Here is a 16,029-nt window from a genome sequence, read left to right on the forward strand (position 1 = left end):
GCGAAAGGGAGGTCCACCCCTTGGTAGATGTTAATAGATTTGAATATATGAAAATCGGCCTCGCTTCCCCCGAAAAGATCCGTTCGTGGTCTTTCGGGGAAGTGAAAAAGCCGGAGACGATCAACTATCGTACGCTCAAGCCAGAGAAAGACGGCTTGTTCTGTGAACGGATTTTTGGTCCAACGAAAGACTGGGAATGTTACTGTGGGAAATACAAACGAATCCGTTATAAAGGAATCATTTGTGACCGCTGTGGCGTTGAAGTCACGAAGTCGAAAGTCCGTCGTGAGCGCATGGGTCACATCGAGCTTGCAGCACCGGTTTCGCACATTTGGTACTTCAAAGGAATCCCAAGTCGTATGGGTCTTGTCTTAGATATGTCACCACGTGCGCTCGAAGAGATCATTTACTTCGCATCGTACGTCGTTACAGATCCGGGCGAATCGACACTCGAGAAAAAACAACTCCTTTCAGAAAAAGAATACCGTGCATACCGTGAGAAATTCGGTAGCTCATTCACAGCTGAAATGGGTGCGGAAGCAGTTCGTAAATTGCTCCGCGACGTTGAACTCGAAAAAGAAGTAGCTGGTTTACGTGAAGACCTTCGAATGATTCAAGGACAACGTCGTACACGTGCGATCAAACGTCTTGAAGTCTTAGATGCTTTCCGCAACTCAGGCAACAACCCGGAATGGATGGTTCTCGAAGTATTGCCAGTCATCCCGCCGGAACTTCGTCCGATGGTCCAGCTTGATGGTGGACGTTTCGCGACATCAGATTTAAACGATTTATACCGTCGTGTTATCAACCGTAACAACCGTCTCAAGCGTCTTCTTGACCTTGGCGCTCCGAACATCATCGTTCAGAATGAAAAACGGATGTTACAAGAAGCGGTTGATGCCTTGATCGATAATGGTCGTCGTGGCCGTCCGGTCACTGGACCAGGTAACCGTCCATTAAAATCTCTTTCACATATGTTGAAAGGGAAACAAGGACGTTTCCGTCAAAACTTACTCGGTAAACGTGTCGACTACTCTGGTCGTTCGGTTATCGTCGTTGGTCCAAACTTGAAGATGTATCAATGTGGTCTTCCAAAAGAAATGGCCCTTGAGCTCTTCAAACCGTTTGTTATGAAAGAACTCGTCTCACGTGGTATCGCACCAAACATTAAGAGTGCGAAACGTAAAATCGAACGCGTTCAACCTGAAATCTGGGATGTACTTGAAGAAGTCATCCGCGAGCATCCGGTTCTCTTGAACCGTGCACCGACACTTCACCGTCTCGGTATTCAGGCGTTCGAACCAACACTTGTCGAGGGTCGCGCGATTCGTCTTCACCCGCTCGTATGTACGGCTTACAACGCCGATTTTGATGGTGACCAAATGGCGGTCCACGTACCACTTTCTGCAGAAGCACAAGCAGAAGCACGTCTTCTCATGCTCGCTGCACAAAACATCTTGAACCCGAAAGACGGTAAGCCTGTTGTTACACCATCGCAGGATATGGTCCTCGGTAACTATTACCTCACACTCGAACGCGAAAACGCGATCGGTGAAGGTAAAATCTTCTCGACTGTGAATGAAGCACTCATCGCCTACCAAAACGGGTATGTTCACTTCCATTCACGTGTTGCGATTCCTGCCGGCGTTCTTAAGAACCCGACGTTTACAGAATCACAAAACGAGAAATTATTGGTTACGACTGTCGGTAAGTTGATCTTCAACGAGATCCTCCCAACGACTTTCCCATACTTGAATGAGCCAACAATGAGTAACTTACAGGAAGCAACGCCTGAGAAGTACTTCCTTGAAAATGGAACGGATGTTGCTGCTGAAATCAAGAACCGTCCAATCATTGAGCCATTCAAAAAAGGATTCCTTGGAAATGTCATCGCGGAAGTCTTCAAACGTTTCGAAACGACGGAGACGAGCCGTATGCTCGACCGCATGAAAAACCTTGGTTTCAAACACTCGACACGTGCCGGTATCACAGTTGGTATCTCGGATATCATCGTACTTCCGGACAAACAGGAAATCCTGGTCGAAGCACAAGATAACGTGGATCGCGTTATGAAATCGTACCGCCGTGGTCTCATCACGGAAGACGAGCGCTATGAGCGTGTCGTCAAGTCGTGGAACGACGCGAAGGATGAAATTCAGTCTCGTCTGATGAAATCCCTCAACCGTCTAAACCCGATCTTCATGATGAGTGACTCTGGTGCCCGTGGTAACGCGTCAAACTTTACGCAGCTTGCAGGGATGCGTGGACTCATGGCCGCTCCAAGTGGACGGATTATCGAGCTCCCGATCAAATCTTCGTTCCGTGAGGGTCTGACGGTTCAGGAATACTTCATCTCGACGCACGGTGCGCGTAAAGGTCTTGCCGATACAGCCTTGAAAACTGCCGATTCAGGTTACCTGACTCGTCGTCTCGTTGATGTAGCGCAAGATGTTATCATTCGTGAAGATGATTGTGGAACGGATCGTGGTATCCGTGTCATGGCTCTTCGCGAAGGAACGGAAGAAATCGAAAGTCTTTACGACCGACTCGTCGGACGTACGGCATTCGAAAAAGTCGTTCACCCGGAAACGGGAGAAGTTCTTGTTTCTGTTAACGAACTCATCGACGAAGATATCGCGCGTACAATTACGGACGCTGGTATCGACAACGTTGAAATTCGTACTGCCTTCACTTGTAACACGAGTCATGGTGTCTGTAAGAAATGTTACGGACGTAACCTTGCAACGGGTAACGATGTTGAAGTCGGTGAAGCAGTCGGAATCATTGCGGCACAATCAATCGGTGAGCCAGGAACGCAGCTTACAATGCGTACCTTCCACACAGGTGGGGTTGCCGGAGATGATATCACGCAAGGTCTTCCACGTATCCAAGAGTTGTTCGAGGCCCGTAACCCGAAAGGTCAAGCGGTCATCTCGGAAATCGACGGACAAGTCATCGACTTTACAGAGTCGCGTGACAAACGTGAATTGACGATTCAAGGTCTGAGCGAAACACGCACATACACGATTCCATTCGGATCGCGTCTTCGTGTCCAACTCGGTGAAGAAGTCATTGCCGGTCAAGTGTTCACAGAAGGATCGATTGATCCGAAAGAACTCTTAAACGTTAAAGGTGTATCTGGTGTTCAGAACTACCTTCTTCAGGAAGTTCAAAAAGTATACCGGATGCAAGGAGTTGAAATCGGTGACAAGCACGTCGAGGTCATGGTTCGTCAAATGATCCGCCGCGTTCGCGTCATCGAGTCAGGTGAGACAACACTTCTCCCTGGTTCACTCGTTGATATCAGTACCTTTAAAGAAGCATGTAAAGAAGCGCTCCGTGCAGGAAAAGCACTCGCTTCCGCTAAACCAGTTCTCCTTGGTATTACAAAAGCATCGCTTGAGACAGACTCGTTCCTATCAGCTGCTTCGTTCCAGGAAACTACTCGTGTCCTTACGGATGCAGCAATCAAAGGGAAGAGCGACTACCTTCGCGGCTTGAAAGAGAACGTTATTATCGGTAAACTAGTTCCAGCTGGTACAGGAATGACACGTTACCGTCAAATCGGACTCGAAGTAGCTGGTGAAGCACCTGTAGAAGCAGATTCTCCTGTAGAATAAAACGCCTTGACACGTCGGTATGGCGGTGCTACTATGATATAGTGTTGCCAACCGGCCGTGTTATTTTGGAGGATATCTTCATGTCTTACAAAAAAGTAGTCGGCGCAGATTTGAAGTTTGTCGGTCAAAAGCAAACGCTCAAAGCATTGCGATCTGGCAAGGCGTCGGAAGTGATCATCGCGGATGACGCAGATGAACACGTAAAACAAGCATTGCTCGATGCGGCGAAACAAGCTAACGTTCCGGTTGTGAACGTGCCTTCTAAGCTTGAGCTTGGTAAGGTTTGTGGAATCGATGTCGCGGCAACTGCTGTTGCCATTAAGAAAGTTTGATAATACGTTTTGTGTGGCGATGGAATGCCTGAGCCACGCAAAACGTTTCATTATGACTTTCGATGAACCACCCGGCTCGGTGGTTTTGAAACTTGTCATGAATTCAGGAAGGGAGGATCTCAAAGATGCCTACTATCAATCAATTGGTCCGTAAAGGACGTCAATCAAAAGTTGTGAAATCAGATTCGCCAGCGCTGAACAAAGGGTACAACAGCTTCATTAAAGCTCGTACTGACATCAGCTCACCACAAAAACGTGGTGTTTGTACTCGTGTAGGTACAATGACTCCGAAGAAACCGAACTCGGCTCTTCGTAAGTACGCACGTGTACGCTTGACGAACACAATGGAAGTAACAGCTTACATCCCAGGTATCGGCCACAACTTGCAAGAACACAGTGTTGTTCTTATTCGCGGAGGCCGCGTAAAAGACTTACCAGGGGTACGTTATCACATCGTTCGTGGTGCACTTGATACAGCTGGAGTTGACGGCCGTATGCAAGGTCGCTCGAAATATGGTACTAAACGTCCAAAAGCAGCAAAAAAATAATCTAGATATCTGAAGATATCACCTCACTATATGAAAGGAGGGACTCGGAATGCCACGTAAAGGTCAAGCAGAACGTCGTGATGTAATGGCTGATCCGATCTACAACTCTAAACTCGTTACCCGCCTTATCAACCGTCTTATGTTAGATGGTAAAAAAGGTACTGCTCAACAAATCTTATACAAAGCTTTCGAAACTATCGCTGAACGTTCAGGTCGCGATGCAATGGAAGTTTTTGAAGAGGCGATGAACAACATCATGCCAGTTCTTGAAGTAAAAGCACGCCGTGTAGGTGGAGCTAACTATCAAGTTCCTGTCGAAGTCCGCCCTGAGCGCCGTACGACACTCGCACTTCGTTACCTCGTGAACTACTCACGTCTCCGTAACGAGAAAACTATGGATGCTCGTCTTGCTAATGAAATCATGGACGCTGCAAACAACACTGGTGCTTCTGTTAAGAAGCGCGAAGATATGCACAAAATGGCGGAAGCGAACAAAGCGTTTGCTCACTACCGCTGGTAAATCCGGAATTAACCACCTCATCTATGCCATTTTGTATGGAAATATGAGGTGGCTTTCGGGTATAGTCATGACGTGTGGCAACGCACGTACACTAAATTAAAATGCGAAAGGAGAATGTTTAAAGATGGCAAGAGAATTCTCCCTTAAGAACACCCGTAATATCGGGATCATGGCCCACATCGATGCTGGTAAAACAACAACGACTGAGCGTATCCTCTATTACACGGGTCGTATCCACAAAATCGGTGAAACGCACGAAGGTGCTTCACAAATGGACTGGATGGAGCAAGAGCAAGAACGTGGAATCACGATTACATCGGCAGCAACAACTGCACAATGGAAAGGTAACCGCGTAAACATCATCGATACTCCTGGACACGTAGACTTCACTGTTGAAGTTGAACGTTCACTCCGTGTACTTGATGGTGCGGTTGCAGTACTTGATGCTCAGTCTGGTGTTGAGCCACAAACTGAGACAGTATGGCGCCAAGCTACAACTTACGGCGTACCACGTATCGTTTTCGTAAACAAAATGGATAAAATCGGTGCAGACTTCCTGTACTCGGTCGGAACGCTCCGCGATCGCCTTCAAGCGAACGCACACGCAATCCAAATTCCAATCGGCGCTGAAGATGAATTCAAAGGAATCATCGACCTCGTTGAAAAGAAAACATACATGTACGGTAACGACATCGGTACTGATATCGAAGTAACGGATGGTTTCCCTGCAGAATTCGCAGACGAAGCTGAAGAACTTCGTGCATCATTAATCGAAGCTGTTGCGGATTACGAAGAAGAAATGATGATGAAATACCTCGAGGGCGAGGAAATTTCAATCGAAGAGTTAAAAGCGGGTATCCGTAAAGCGACTCTTACAGTTGATTTCTACCCTGTACTCGTTGGTTCGGCATTCAAGAACAAAGGTGTCCAGCTTATGCTTGACGCAGTCCTTGACTACCTCCCATCACCAGTCGACGTAAAAGCAATCACAGGAATTAACATGGATACAGATGAAGAGATCGTTCGTGAGTCTACTGACGAAGCGCCATTCTCTGCACTTGCATTCAAAGTTATGACTGACCCGTATGTTGGTAAATTAACGTTCTTCCGTGTGTACTCTGGTACAGCTTCGGCAGGATCATACGTTAAGAACTCAACAAAAGGTAAACGTGAGCGTCTTGGACGTATCCTTCAAATGCACGCGAACAGCCGTGAGGAGATCCCAATGGTCTTCGCTGGTGACATCGCTGCAGCTGTAGGTCTTAAAGATACGACTACTGGTGATACGCTTTGTTCTGAGAAAGACAACGTCGTTCTCGAATCAATGACATTCCCAGAACCAGTTATCTCGGTCGCAATCGAACCAAAAACGAAAGCCGACCAAGATAAAATGGGTCAAGCACTTGCTAAGCTTGCTGAAGAGGATCCAACGTTCCGCACTGAAACAAACCCAGAGACTGGTCAAACGATCATCTCAGGTATGGGTGAGCTTCACCTCGACATCATCGTTGACCGTATGCGTCGCGAGTTCAAAGTCGAAGCTAACGTTGGTGCTCCACAAGTAGCTTACCGTGAAACGATTCGCCAAGCAGCGAAAATCGATTCTAAGTTCGCTCGTCAATCAGGTGGTCGTGGTCAGTATGGTCACGTCGTCGTAGAATTCGAGCCGAACGAAGAAGGTGCTGGCTTCGAGTTCAACAACAAAATCGTCGGTGGTGTTGTTCCGCGTGAATACATCCCAGCGGTTGAAAACGGAATCGAAGAAGCACTTCAAAACGGTATCCTTGCTGGTTATCCAGTAGTTGACGTTAAAGCAGCACTCGTTTTCGGTTCATACCACGATGTCGACTCAAACGAGATGGCATTTAAAATCGCGGCTTCAATGGCAGTCAAACAACTTAAAGATAAGAGCGGCGCTGTTATCCTTGAGCCAATGATGAAAGTTGAAATCGTCATCCCAGACGAATACATGGGAGACATCATGGGTGACGTTACGTCACGCCGTGGACGCGTTGAAGGTATGGAAGCTCGTGGGAACGCACAAGTCGTTCGCTCGATGATTCCACTTTCGGAAATGTTCGGATATGCAACAGGACTTCGTTCGCGCACACAAGGTCGCGGTACGTACTCAATGCACTTCGATCACTACGAAGAAGTACCGAAATCAGTTGCTGAAGAAATCATCAAAAAATCAAACGGCTAATCCTTCACAGGTTGTCACGATTATTTGATTAGTGTAAGCTAAGGAAGGTGTACGTTATTCGACGATTCACCTTCCTAGTTATAAAAAATTATTAGACACATAGAGGAGGAATTCAGAATGGGTAAAGAAAAATTCGACCGTTCTAAACCGCACGTTAACGTTGGTACAATTGGCCACGTCGACCACGGTAAAACAACTTTAACAGCAGCTATCTCAGCTGTACTTGCAAAATCACAAGGTAAAGCTGCAACTAAGTTTGACCAAATCGATGGTGCTCCAGAAGAGCGCGAGCGCGGTATCACTATCGCAACAGCTCACATCGAGTACGAAACAGAAAAACGCCACTATGCACACGTTGACTGCCCAGGTCACGCTGACTATGTTAAAAACATGATCACTGGTGCTGCACAAATGGACGGCGCGATCCTCGTTGTTTCTGCAACTGATGGTCCAATGCCACAAACACGTGAGCACATCTTGCTTTCACGTCAAGTAGGTGTTCCTTTCATCGTAGTATTCATGAATAAAGTCGACATGGTTGACGACGAAGAGCTTCTTGAACTCGTTGAAATGGAAATTCGCGAACTTCTTTCTGAGTATGACTTCCCAGGCGATGACCTCCCAGTTATCCAAGGATCTGCTCTCGGCGCGCTTAACGGCGAAGCTAAATGGGAAGAAAAAATCATGGAACTCATGACAGCTGTTGATGAGTACATCCCTGAGCCAACTCGCGACACTGAAAAAGACTTCATGATGCCAGTTGAGGATGTTTTCTCAATCACTGGTCGTGGTACAGTAGCTACTGGCCGCGTTGAGCGTGGAGTTCTTAAAGTCAACGACGAGATCGAAATCGTTGGTCTTCACGAAGAAACTAAAAAATCAGTATGTACTGGTGTAGAGATGTTCCGTAAGCTTCTTGACTATGCTGAAGCTGGCGACAACATCGGAGCTCTTCTTCGTGGTGTATCACGTGACGACATCGAGCGTGGACAAGTTCTCGCGAAACCAAACACAATCACACCGCACAAAACTTTCAAAGCGCAAGTTTACATCCTTTCAAAAGAAGAGGGTGGCCGTCACACGCCATTCTTCGGTAACTACCGTCCACAGTTCTACTTCCGTACAACTGACGTAACTGGTATGTGCCAACTTCCTGAAGGTACTGAAATGGTTATGCCTGGGGACAACATCGAATTGACTGTTGAACTCATCGCACCAATCGCTCTTGAAAAAGAAACTCGTTTCTCAATCCGTGAAGGTGGCCGTACAGTAGGCGCTGGATCAGTTACAGAAATCGTTGAGTAATTTTTAAGCAAAAAGGTCTTCCGTCTCCCGTGACGGAAGACCTTTTTTTGTTTTCTGAAAAACAGTCTTGCAACATGGTCAGACATCTTATATACTGAGGAAAGTGTTTGTGCGAGTGGTGAGAGACTTGAAAACAAGTTCTAATTTATTTTGCTTGCATTCTTGCTTGGAATTAAGTAAACTAGAATATGTTGGTCACAAACACAACGCGATGAAGCGGGAGGTTATGACACACCAGGCGGCATTGCCATGGCTAGTGTGGAAATTTCCGCGGAGAATGTCTATTTACGAAATAGGCGAAAAGGAGGGAAACAACATGGCAAATGAAAAAATTCGGATCCGTTTGAAAGCATACGATCACCGCGTGCTTGATCAATCGGCTGAGAAGATTGTCGACACAGCAAAACGTTCTGGTGCTACTGTATCTGGACCGATCCCACTCCCAACGGAGAAAGCGATCTACACAGTACTTCGTGCCGTTCACAAGTACAAAGATGCTCGTGAGCAGTTCGAAATGCGTACACACAAACGTTTGATCGACATCGTTAACCCAACACCGAAAACAGTTGATGCGCTTATGCGTCTTGAACTTCCGTCGGGCGTTGACATTGAAATCAAACTTTAATTTTTCTTCTATAAATAGTTGATACTAGCCAGAAGATCAAAATCATTCAATATTAGGAGGTGTATCTCATGGCTAAAGGAATCTTAGGAACTAAACTCGGTATGACACAAATCTTCAACGAGTCAGGCGAAGTAGTACCAGTTACTGTCGTTTCAGTAGAAGGTAACGTTGTTCTTCAATTGAAGACAATGGAAGTGGACGGTTACGAAGCAGTCCAACTCGGCTTTGGTGATATCAAAGAAGGTCGTCAAAACAAACCGCAAAAAGGTCACGCTGCGAAAGCAAGTGCGACACCTAAGCGCTTCATTAAAGAAATCCGTACATCTGTAACAGATTTCGAAATCGGTCAAGAGATTAAAGCAGATACTTTCGCTGCAGGCGAAATGGTTGATGTAACAGGTACGTCGAAAGGTAAAGGTTTCGCTGGAGCAATCAAGCGTCACAACCAATCACGTGGTCCAATGGCTCACGGTTCGCGTTACCACCGTCGCCCAGGTTCAATGGGTCCTGTCGCTCCAAACCGTGTATTCAAAGGGAAATTGCTCCCAGGACGCATGGGTGGAGAACAAATCACTGTTCAAAACCTTGAAATCGTAAAAGTTGATGTAGAACGTGGCTTACTCCTCGTCAAGGGTGCTATCCCAGGCGCACGTAAGAGCCAAGTTGTCGTCAAAACTGCGGTTAAAGGCAACTAATCCGTTTGCAAGGAAAGGAGGAATAACGAATGCCTAAAGTAGCTTTGCTTAACCAAACAGGTACACAAGTTGGAGATATTGAGCTCGCAGATGCCGTTTTCGGAATCGAGCCAAACGAAGCAGTCGTATACGATGCAATCGTCATGCAACAAGCTTCACGTCGCCAAGGTACACATGATACAAAAGGTCGCTCGGAAGTTCGCGGTGGCGGCCGTAAACCATGGAAACAAAAAGGTACTGGTCGTGCACGCCAAGGTTCGATCCGTTCGCCACAATGGGTTGGCGGTGGAACAGTCTTCGGTCCAACACCACGTTCGTACGCTTATAAACTTCCTAAAAAGGTTCGTCGTCTCGCATTACGTTCAGCACTTTCTTCGAAAGTCGCTAACAACGAGTTCATCGTTCTTGAAGGTTTGACAATCGATGCTCCGAAAACAAAAGATATGATTTCGGTCTTCGCTGCTCTTTCAATCGAACGTAAAGTTCTTGTCGTTACTGCTGATTACAACGAGACAGTCGTTCTTTCAACACGCAACATTCCTGGTGTCACAGTCGTTGACGCTGCTGGAGTAAACGTCCTTGATCTTGTCGGACACGACAAAGTCATCTTCACGAAGGATGCAGTTGCGAGAGTAGAGGAGGTGCTTGCATAATGGCACATACACACGACATTATCAAACGTCCTGTAATTACTGAACGCTCAGTGAACCAAATGGCTGAGAAAAAGTACACGTTCGAAGTAGACGTGAAGGCATCTAAGACTCAAATCAAAGATGCTGTTGAAGCGATCTTCGGCGTTAAAGTTGAAAAAATCAACACACTTATCTCAAAACCAAAAGCAAAACGCGTAGGTCGTCACGCTGGTTACACAGCACGCCGCAAAAAAGCGGTCGTCACGCTTACTGCAGATAGCAAAGAACTCGATTACCTCGGTTAATCGGTACTCTGTAGAAAAGGAGGGAACTCTCGATGGGAATTAAAAAGTTTAAACCGACCACTAACGGTCGTCGTAACATGACTGCACTCGACTTTGCTGAAATTACGGCTTCACGTCCTGAAAAATCGTTAACTGAAAAGCTTTCGAAAAAGGGCGGACGTAACAACCAAGGTCGCTTGACAGTACGTCACCAAGGTGGCGGACACAAACGTAAATACCGTATCATCGATTTCAAACGTAACAAGGATGGCATCGCTGGCCGTATCGCTACAATCGAGTACGATCCGAACCGCTCTGCAAACATCGCTCTTGTACACTACATCGATGGTGAAAAACGCTACATCCTCGCACCTAAAGGATTGAAAGTTGACATGCAAATCATGTCAGGAGCAGAAGCTGACATTAAAGTCGGTAACGCTCTTCCACTTGTAAACATCCCAGTTGGTACGTTGATCCACAATATCGAACTTAAGCCTGGTAAAGGTGGTCAGCTCGTTCGTTCAGCTGGTACTTCTGCTCAGCTTCTCGGTAAAGATGGTAAATACGCGATTGTTCGTCTTCAATCAGGCGAAACACGTATGATCCTTGCTACTTGCCGTGCTACAATCGGCGCTGTCGGTAATGAAGAGCATGAGCTCGTCAATATCGGTAAAGCTGGTCGTTCACGCTGGCTCGGAAAACGTCCTACAGTTCGTGGTTCTGTAATGAACCCAGTTGATCACCCACACGGTGGTGGTGAAGGACGTGCTCCAATCGGTCGTTCGGGCCCACTTACTCCTTGGGGTAAACCGGCACTCGGATACAAAACTCGTAAGAAAAACAAAGCGAGCGATAAATACATCGTCCGCCGTTCTAAAAAATAATTACGTGATTTCTGAACGGTTCGTAGGAACCGTTCCTGAATCATGCCAAAGGGAGGTACAACTATGGGTCGCAGCTTGAAAAAAGGTCCATTTGCAGATCACCATTTGCTCGCTAAGGTTGATAAAGCCAACGAAGCTGGTGACAAGCATGTTATCAAAACTTGGTCACGCCGCTCGACAATCTTCCCAGAGTTCATCGGTCACACGATCGCTGTCTACGATGGTCGTAAACACGTACCGGTTTACGTGACAGAAGATATGGTCGGTCACAAACTTGGTGAATTCGCGCCAACTCGTTCTTATAAAGGACATGCTGGTAACGATAAGAAGACGAAACGTTAATCTGAGGGGAGGTACTCATTATGCAATCAAAAGCATCGGCTAATATGGTTCGCATTGCTCCTCGTAAGGCACGTCTCGTAGTAGACTTAATCCGCGGGAAGCAAATCGGCGAAGCTCTTTCGATTCTTGCTTACACGAACAAGGCAGCAACGCCAATCGTTGAAAAAGCATTGAAATCGGCAATCGCGAACGCTGAGCACAACTTCGACATGAACATCGAAAACCTCGTAGTAACAGAGGCTTACGTCAACGAAGGTCCAACGCTCAAACGTTTCCGCCCACGTGCAATGGGTCGCGCAAGCCGTATCAACAAACGTACGAGCCACGTTCACATCGTGGTATCTGAAAAATAAGGAGGGATTACCGTGGGTCAGAAGATTAACCCAACTGGTCTTCGCGTAGGTATCATCAAAGACTGGGAATCACGTTGGTTCGCAGATAAAGACTATGCTGATCTCCTTCATGAAGACTACGTAGTTCGTGAATATATCGAAAAACGTCTTAAAGACGCTAGTGTTTCTAAAATTGAAATCGAGCGCGCTGCAAACCGCTTGAACATTTCACTTCACACTGCTAAACCTGGTATGGTTATCGGTAAAGGCGGTTCTGAAATCGAAACACTTCGTACAGACATCACTAACCTTGCAAAAGGCAAACGCGTTCACGTTAACGTCGTTGAAGTGAAAAACCCGGATGCAGTTGCTAAACTTGTCGCTGAAAACATCGCTCGCCAACTTGAAGGCCGCGTATCTTTCCGTCGTGCAATGAAGCAATCAATCCAACGTTCTATGCGTTCAGGTATCAAAGGAATCAAGACTGAAGTTTCTGGTCGTCTTGGTGGCGCTGATATCGCTCGTTCAGAGAAGTATTCAGAAGGAACAGTTCCACTTCATACACTCCGTGCAGACATCGATTACGGTACTGCTGAAGCTGATACAACTTACGGCAAAATTGGCGTAAAAGTATGGCTCCACCACGGTGAAGTGCTTCCTACTAAAAAAGCAGCATCTAACGAACAATAATCCACATCCGTCTAGGGAAGGAGGCAACACAACATGTTGTTACCAAAACGTGTAAAATATCGTCGTGTTCACCGCGGCAACATGCGTGGTAAAGCGAAACGTGGTACTACAGTACACTTCGGCGAGTTCGGTATCCAAGCTCAAGAAGCTAGCTGGATCACTAGCCGTCAAATCGAATCAGCGCGTATCGCGATGACTCGTTATATGAAACGTGGTGGTAAAGTGTGGATCAAGATTTTCCCACATAAACCATACACTAAAAAACCTCTTGAAGTCCGAATGGGTTCAGGTAAAGGTGCTCCGGAGGGCTGGGTTGCAGTCGTTAAACCGGGGAAAGTAATGTTCGAAATCGCAGGAGTATCGGAAGAGATCGCACGCGAAGCTCTCCGTCTTGCATCACACAAACTTCCAGTAAAATGTAAGTTCGTAAAACGTGAAGAAAATGGTGGTGATACGAATGAAAGCAACTGATCTCCGTCAGCAAACTACAGAAGAGCTCAACGGTAAAGTCGGTTCGTGGAAAGAAGAGTTGTTCAACCTTCGTTTCCAACTCGCGACTGGTCAGCTTGAGAACCCTGCTCGTATCCGTGAAGTGCGCAAGTCGATTGCACGCGCGAAAACCGTTCTTCGTGAACGCGAACTCGGCATCAACAACGCATAATTCACTCGGATTCTGAGAGGAGGAACACTCAATGGAACGCACTAACAACCGCAAAGTATTAACTGGACGCGTCGTATCTGACAAAATGGATAAAACGATCGTTGTTTCAGTTGAGACTAAAGTAAAGCACAAGCTCTACGGCAAACGCGTAAACTACTCTAAGAAGTATAAAACGCATGATGAAAGCAACACAGCTAAAATCGGTGATGTTGTACGCATTCAAGAAACACGTCCACTTTCTAAGGACAAACGTTTCCGTCTCGTAGAAGTCGTCGAAAAAGCAGTAATCATCTAAACTCTAATTAGTTCGGATGAATAAACATCCGGAGGGAGGTACAATCGTATGATTCAACAAGAATCTCGCTTGAAAGTAGCAGACAACTCAGGAGCTCGTGAAGTCTTGACGATCAAAGTCCTCGGTGGATCTGGTCGCAAAACTGCTAACATCGGTGACGTAATTGTTTGCACAGTTAAACAAGCAACACCAGGTGGCGTTGTCAAAAAAGGTGAAGTTGTACGCGCAGTAGTCGTTCGTACTAAACGTGGCGTTCGTCGTAAAGACGGTTCGTACATCCGTTTTGACGAAAATGCAGCAGTCATCATCAAAGATGATAAAAGCCCACGTGGCACACGTATCTTCGGACCAGTCGCACGCGAACTTCGTGAAAAAGACTTCATGAAGATCGTCTCGTTGGCACCGGAAGTACTTTAATTCCAAAGAATTCCTACAAGGAGGTGCTCTAACGATGCATGTCAAAAAAGGTGATAAAGTTCAGGTTATGACTGGTAAAGATAAAGGCAAACAAGGCGTTATTCTTACTGCTATGCCTAAAAAAGATCGCGTTATCGTCGAAGGCGTTAACATGATCAAAAAACACACAAAACCTTCTCAACTTAACCCGCAAGGCGGAATTGTCGAGAAAGAAGCACCGATTCACGTATCGAACGTTATGCTCATCGACCCTAAGACAGGAACTCCAACACGCGTTGGTTTCACTGTGGTTGACGGCAAGAAAGTACGTATCGCTAAAAAATCGGGCGAAGCTTTAGATAAATAAGAAGATTTAAAGAAAGGAGGTCCACTTTCTGATGAACCGTTTAAAAGCTAAATACCAAGACGAAATCGTCAAAGTAATGATGGAGAAATTCAACTATACTTCTGTAATGCAAGCGCCGAAAGTCGATAAGATCGTAATCAACATGGGTGTTGGTGACGCTGTTACGAACACGAAAGCACTTGACATGGCAGTAGAAGAGCTTCAGCTCCTCACTGGTCAGAAGCCACTCATCACGAAAGCTAAGAAATCAATCGCTGGTTTCAAACTTCGTGAAGGTATGCCAATCGGTGCGAAGGTTACACTTCGCGGAGAGCGCATGTTCGAATTCCTCGACAAGTTGATCAACGTGTCACTTCCACGTGTACGTGACTTCCGTGGTGTATCGAAGAAATCATTCGATGGCCGTGGTAACTACACGCTAGGCGTGAAGGAACAATTGATCTTCCCAGAGATCGACTACGATCGCGTATCTAAAGTCCGTGGTATGGACATCGTTATCGTAACTACTGCTAATACGGATGAAGAGTCTCGTGAGCTTCTCACAGCACTCGGCATGCCATTCCAAAAATAAGGGAGGCCGCACACATGGCTAAGAAATCAATGATCGCACGTGAAGTAAAACGCCAAGCACTCGTAGAGCGCTACGCTGAACAACGCGCAGAATTGAAAGCACAAGGCGACTACATCGGCTTGAGCAAACTCCCACGTAACTCTTCAGCGGTTCGTTTACACAACCGTTGCAGTATCACTGGCCGTCCACACGGTTACATTGGTAAATTCGGTATCAGCCGTATTAAGTTCCGTGATCTTGCTCATAAAGGTCAAATCCCTGGTGTTAAAAAAGCAAGCTGGTAATTCATTAAAGTTGTGAAAGGAGGTACATCGCATGGTTATGACAGATCCGATTGCAGATATGCTTACACGCATTCGTAATGCAAACATGGTTCGCCATGAGAAGTTGGAAATGCCAGCTTCTACAATCAAACGTGAAGTCGCTGAAATCCTCAAACGTGAAGGTTTCATCCGCGATGTTGAATATCTCGAGGACAGCAAACAAGGTACGCTCCGCGTATTCCTTAAGTATGGCGCAAGCAACGAACGCGTTATCACTGGACTCAAACGTATCTCGAAACCAGGTCTTCGCGTTTACGCGAAAGCTGATGAAATCCCGAAAGTACTCGGTGGTCTCGGAATCGCTATCGTTTCAACATCTAAAGGTGTTATGACAGACAAAGAAGCTCGCCAACAAAAAGTCGGCGGCGAAGTGATCGCATACATCTGGTAATTCACGCATAAAA

General features: G+C 46.4%; 22 protein-coding genes. All 22 read left to right on the forward strand.

Translation table 11 applies throughout. The features are described from left to right. The first annotated feature begins 20 nt into the window (after positions 1 to 20). The 22 genes from rpoC to rpsH all read left to right on the forward strand — a co-directional run bounded on the left by rpoC (position 21) and on the right by rpsH (position 16,016). A complete protein-coding gene (gene rpoC, locus KNP98_RS14400; RefSeq protein ID WP_088836005.1) occupies positions 21 to 3,620 on the forward strand; it encodes a DNA-directed RNA polymerase subunit beta' in 3,600 nt (1,199 codons plus the stop codon). An 80-nt stretch (positions 3,621 to 3,700) separates the two neighbouring features. Then, on the forward strand, positions 3,701 to 3,952 hold the full coding sequence (locus tag KNP98_RS14405; protein WP_088836006.1) for a ribosomal L7Ae/L30e/S12e/Gadd45 family protein: 252 nt from the start codon (positions 3,701 to 3,703) through the stop codon (positions 3,950 to 3,952). Between the two features lie 125 nt (positions 3,953 to 4,077). Next, positions 4,078 to 4,500 carry a 30S ribosomal protein S12 gene (rpsL, locus tag KNP98_RS14410; RefSeq protein ID WP_012369004.1) on the forward strand — a complete coding sequence of 141 codons (423 nt, stop codon included), beginning with the start codon at positions 4,078 to 4,080 and terminating at the stop codon, positions 4,498 to 4,500. A 49-nt stretch (positions 4,501 to 4,549) separates the two neighbouring features. Beyond that, on the forward strand, positions 4,550 to 5,020 hold the full coding sequence (gene rpsG, locus KNP98_RS14415; protein ID WP_023466623.1) for a 30S ribosomal protein S7: 471 nt from the start codon (positions 4,550 to 4,552) through the stop codon (positions 5,018 to 5,020). Positions 5,021 to 5,144: 124 nt separating this feature from the next. Next, positions 5,145 to 7,223, forward strand: a complete 2,079-nt coding sequence (fusA, locus tag KNP98_RS14420; protein WP_029332256.1) for an elongation factor G — start codon at positions 5,145 to 5,147, stop codon at positions 7,221 to 7,223. A 117-nt stretch (positions 7,224 to 7,340) separates the two neighbouring features. Continuing rightward, positions 7,341 to 8,528 carry an elongation factor Tu gene (gene tuf / locus KNP98_RS14425; RefSeq protein WP_088836007.1) on the forward strand — a complete coding sequence of 396 codons (1,188 nt, stop codon included), beginning with the start codon at positions 7,341 to 7,343 and terminating at the stop codon, positions 8,526 to 8,528. 316 nt (positions 8,529 to 8,844) lie between these two features. Continuing rightward, a complete protein-coding gene (gene rpsJ, locus KNP98_RS14430; RefSeq protein WP_029332258.1) occupies positions 8,845 to 9,153 on the forward strand; it encodes a 30S ribosomal protein S10 in 309 nt (102 codons plus the stop codon). Positions 9,154 to 9,221: 68 nt separating this feature from the next. Then, the gene (gene rplC, locus KNP98_RS14435; protein WP_029332259.1) at positions 9,222 to 9,848 is read left to right on the forward strand and encodes a 50S ribosomal protein L3; all 627 of its coding nucleotides are present in this window, start codon (positions 9,222 to 9,224) and stop codon (positions 9,846 to 9,848) included. A gap of 29 nt (positions 9,849 to 9,877) precedes the next feature. Continuing rightward, on the forward strand, positions 9,878 to 10,501 hold the full coding sequence (gene rplD / locus KNP98_RS14440) for a 50S ribosomal protein L4 (RefSeq protein WP_029332260.1): 624 nt from the start codon (positions 9,878 to 9,880) through the stop codon (positions 10,499 to 10,501). Then, positions 10,501 to 10,785, forward strand: a complete 285-nt coding sequence (gene rplW, locus KNP98_RS14445; protein WP_029332261.1) for a 50S ribosomal protein L23 — start codon at positions 10,501 to 10,503, stop codon at positions 10,783 to 10,785. The genes rplD and rplW overlap by 1 nt, the downstream gene beginning before the upstream one ends. Before the next feature lie 32 nt (positions 10,786 to 10,817). After that, positions 10,818 to 11,648: a 50S ribosomal protein L2 gene (gene rplB / locus KNP98_RS14450; RefSeq protein WP_029332262.1), complete on the forward strand. Its 831-nt coding sequence runs from the start codon at positions 10,818 to 10,820 to the stop codon at positions 11,646 to 11,648. 63 nt (positions 11,649 to 11,711) lie between these two features. Next, entirely contained in the window at positions 11,712 to 11,990 is a 279-nt protein-coding gene (rpsS, locus tag KNP98_RS14455) for a 30S ribosomal protein S19 (RefSeq protein ID WP_012369013.1), read from the forward strand. Positions 11,991 to 12,010: 20 nt separating this feature from the next. Further along, positions 12,011 to 12,343 (forward strand): 50S ribosomal protein L22, encoded by a 333-nt coding sequence (rplV, locus tag KNP98_RS14460; protein ID WP_029332264.1) that lies wholly within the window; start codon positions 12,011 to 12,013, stop codon positions 12,341 to 12,343. 12 nt (positions 12,344 to 12,355) lie between these two features. Continuing rightward, on the forward strand, positions 12,356 to 13,012 hold the full coding sequence (gene rpsC / locus KNP98_RS14465; protein ID WP_026834299.1) for a 30S ribosomal protein S3: 657 nt from the start codon (positions 12,356 to 12,358) through the stop codon (positions 13,010 to 13,012). A gap of 33 nt (positions 13,013 to 13,045) precedes the next feature. Next, positions 13,046 to 13,483, forward strand: coding sequence for a 50S ribosomal protein L16 (gene rplP / locus KNP98_RS14470; protein WP_012369016.1), 438 nt, complete (start codon positions 13,046 to 13,048; stop codon positions 13,481 to 13,483). Beyond that, positions 13,470 to 13,673 (forward strand): 50S ribosomal protein L29, encoded by a 204-nt coding sequence (gene rpmC / locus KNP98_RS14475; RefSeq protein WP_012369017.1) that lies wholly within the window; start codon positions 13,470 to 13,472, stop codon positions 13,671 to 13,673. The genes rplP and rpmC overlap by 14 nt, the downstream gene beginning before the upstream one ends. A 31-nt stretch (positions 13,674 to 13,704) precedes the next feature. Continuing rightward, positions 13,705 to 13,968: a 30S ribosomal protein S17 gene (gene rpsQ, locus KNP98_RS14480; RefSeq protein WP_014969155.1), complete on the forward strand. Its 264-nt coding sequence runs from the start codon at positions 13,705 to 13,707 to the stop codon at positions 13,966 to 13,968. 48 nt (positions 13,969 to 14,016) lie between these two features. Next, positions 14,017 to 14,385, forward strand: a complete 369-nt coding sequence (rplN, locus tag KNP98_RS14485) for a 50S ribosomal protein L14 (RefSeq protein WP_012369019.1) — start codon at positions 14,017 to 14,019, stop codon at positions 14,383 to 14,385. 34 nt (positions 14,386 to 14,419) lie between these two features. Next, a complete protein-coding gene (rplX, locus tag KNP98_RS14490) occupies positions 14,420 to 14,731 on the forward strand; it encodes a 50S ribosomal protein L24 (RefSeq protein ID WP_029332265.1) in 312 nt (103 codons plus the stop codon). Between the two features lie 31 nt (positions 14,732 to 14,762). Continuing rightward, positions 14,763 to 15,302, forward strand: a complete 540-nt coding sequence (gene rplE / locus KNP98_RS14495) for a 50S ribosomal protein L5 (RefSeq protein ID WP_029332266.1) — start codon at positions 14,763 to 14,765, stop codon at positions 15,300 to 15,302. A 14-nt stretch (positions 15,303 to 15,316) separates the two neighbouring features. Then, positions 15,317 to 15,586 carry a 30S ribosomal protein S14 gene (rpsN, locus tag KNP98_RS14500; RefSeq protein WP_012369022.1) on the forward strand — a complete coding sequence of 90 codons (270 nt, stop codon included), beginning with the start codon at positions 15,317 to 15,319 and terminating at the stop codon, positions 15,584 to 15,586. A 31-nt stretch (positions 15,587 to 15,617) separates the two neighbouring features. Next, complete coding sequence (gene rpsH, locus KNP98_RS14505; RefSeq protein ID WP_012369023.1) at positions 15,618 to 16,016, forward strand: 30S ribosomal protein S8; 399 nt, start codon at positions 15,618 to 15,620, stop codon at positions 16,014 to 16,016. The last annotated feature ends 13 nt before the right edge of the window (positions 16,017 to 16,029 follow it).

The organism is Exiguobacterium sp. s127, from assembly GCF_018618695.1.
Classification (GTDB): Bacteria; Bacillota; Bacilli; order Exiguobacteriales; family Exiguobacteriaceae; genus Exiguobacterium_A; species Exiguobacterium_A oxidotolerans.

Coding starts and splice junctions, on each gene's coding strand:
- KNP98_RS14405 (WP_088836006.1), top strand. CDS start 3,701: ATGTCTTACAAAAAAGTAGTCGGCGCAGATTTGAAGTTTGTCGGTCAA.
- rpsL (WP_012369004.1), top strand. CDS start 4,078: ATGCCTACTATCAATCAATTGGTCCGTAAAGGACGTCAATCAAAAGTT.
- rpsG (WP_023466623.1), top strand. CDS start 4,550: ATGCCACGTAAAGGTCAAGCAGAACGTCGTGATGTAATGGCTGATCCG.
- fusA (WP_029332256.1), top strand. CDS start 5,145: ATGGCAAGAGAATTCTCCCTTAAGAACACCCGTAATATCGGGATCATG.
- tuf (WP_088836007.1), top strand. CDS start 7,341: ATGGGTAAAGAAAAATTCGACCGTTCTAAACCGCACGTTAACGTTGGT.
- rpsJ (WP_029332258.1), top strand. CDS start 8,845: ATGGCAAATGAAAAAATTCGGATCCGTTTGAAAGCATACGATCACCGC.
- rplC (WP_029332259.1), top strand. CDS start 9,222: ATGGCTAAAGGAATCTTAGGAACTAAACTCGGTATGACACAAATCTTC.
- rplD (WP_029332260.1), top strand. CDS start 9,878: ATGCCTAAAGTAGCTTTGCTTAACCAAACAGGTACACAAGTTGGAGAT.
- rplW (WP_029332261.1), top strand. CDS start 10,501: ATGGCACATACACACGACATTATCAAACGTCCTGTAATTACTGAACGC.
- rplB (WP_029332262.1), top strand. CDS start 10,818: ATGGGAATTAAAAAGTTTAAACCGACCACTAACGGTCGTCGTAACATG.
- rpsS (WP_012369013.1), top strand. CDS start 11,712: ATGGGTCGCAGCTTGAAAAAAGGTCCATTTGCAGATCACCATTTGCTC.
- rplV (WP_029332264.1), top strand. CDS start 12,011: ATGCAATCAAAAGCATCGGCTAATATGGTTCGCATTGCTCCTCGTAAG.
- rplP (WP_012369016.1), top strand. CDS start 13,046: ATGTTGTTACCAAAACGTGTAAAATATCGTCGTGTTCACCGCGGCAAC.
- rpmC (WP_012369017.1), top strand. CDS start 13,470: ATGAAAGCAACTGATCTCCGTCAGCAAACTACAGAAGAGCTCAACGGT.
- rpsQ (WP_014969155.1), top strand. CDS start 13,705: ATGGAACGCACTAACAACCGCAAAGTATTAACTGGACGCGTCGTATCT.
- rplN (WP_012369019.1), top strand. CDS start 14,017: ATGATTCAACAAGAATCTCGCTTGAAAGTAGCAGACAACTCAGGAGCT.
- rplX (WP_029332265.1), top strand. CDS start 14,420: ATGCATGTCAAAAAAGGTGATAAAGTTCAGGTTATGACTGGTAAAGAT.
- rplE (WP_029332266.1), top strand. CDS start 14,763: ATGAACCGTTTAAAAGCTAAATACCAAGACGAAATCGTCAAAGTAATG.
- rpsN (WP_012369022.1), top strand. CDS start 15,317: ATGGCTAAGAAATCAATGATCGCACGTGAAGTAAAACGCCAAGCACTC.
- rpsH (WP_012369023.1), top strand. CDS start 15,618: ATGGTTATGACAGATCCGATTGCAGATATGCTTACACGCATTCGTAAT.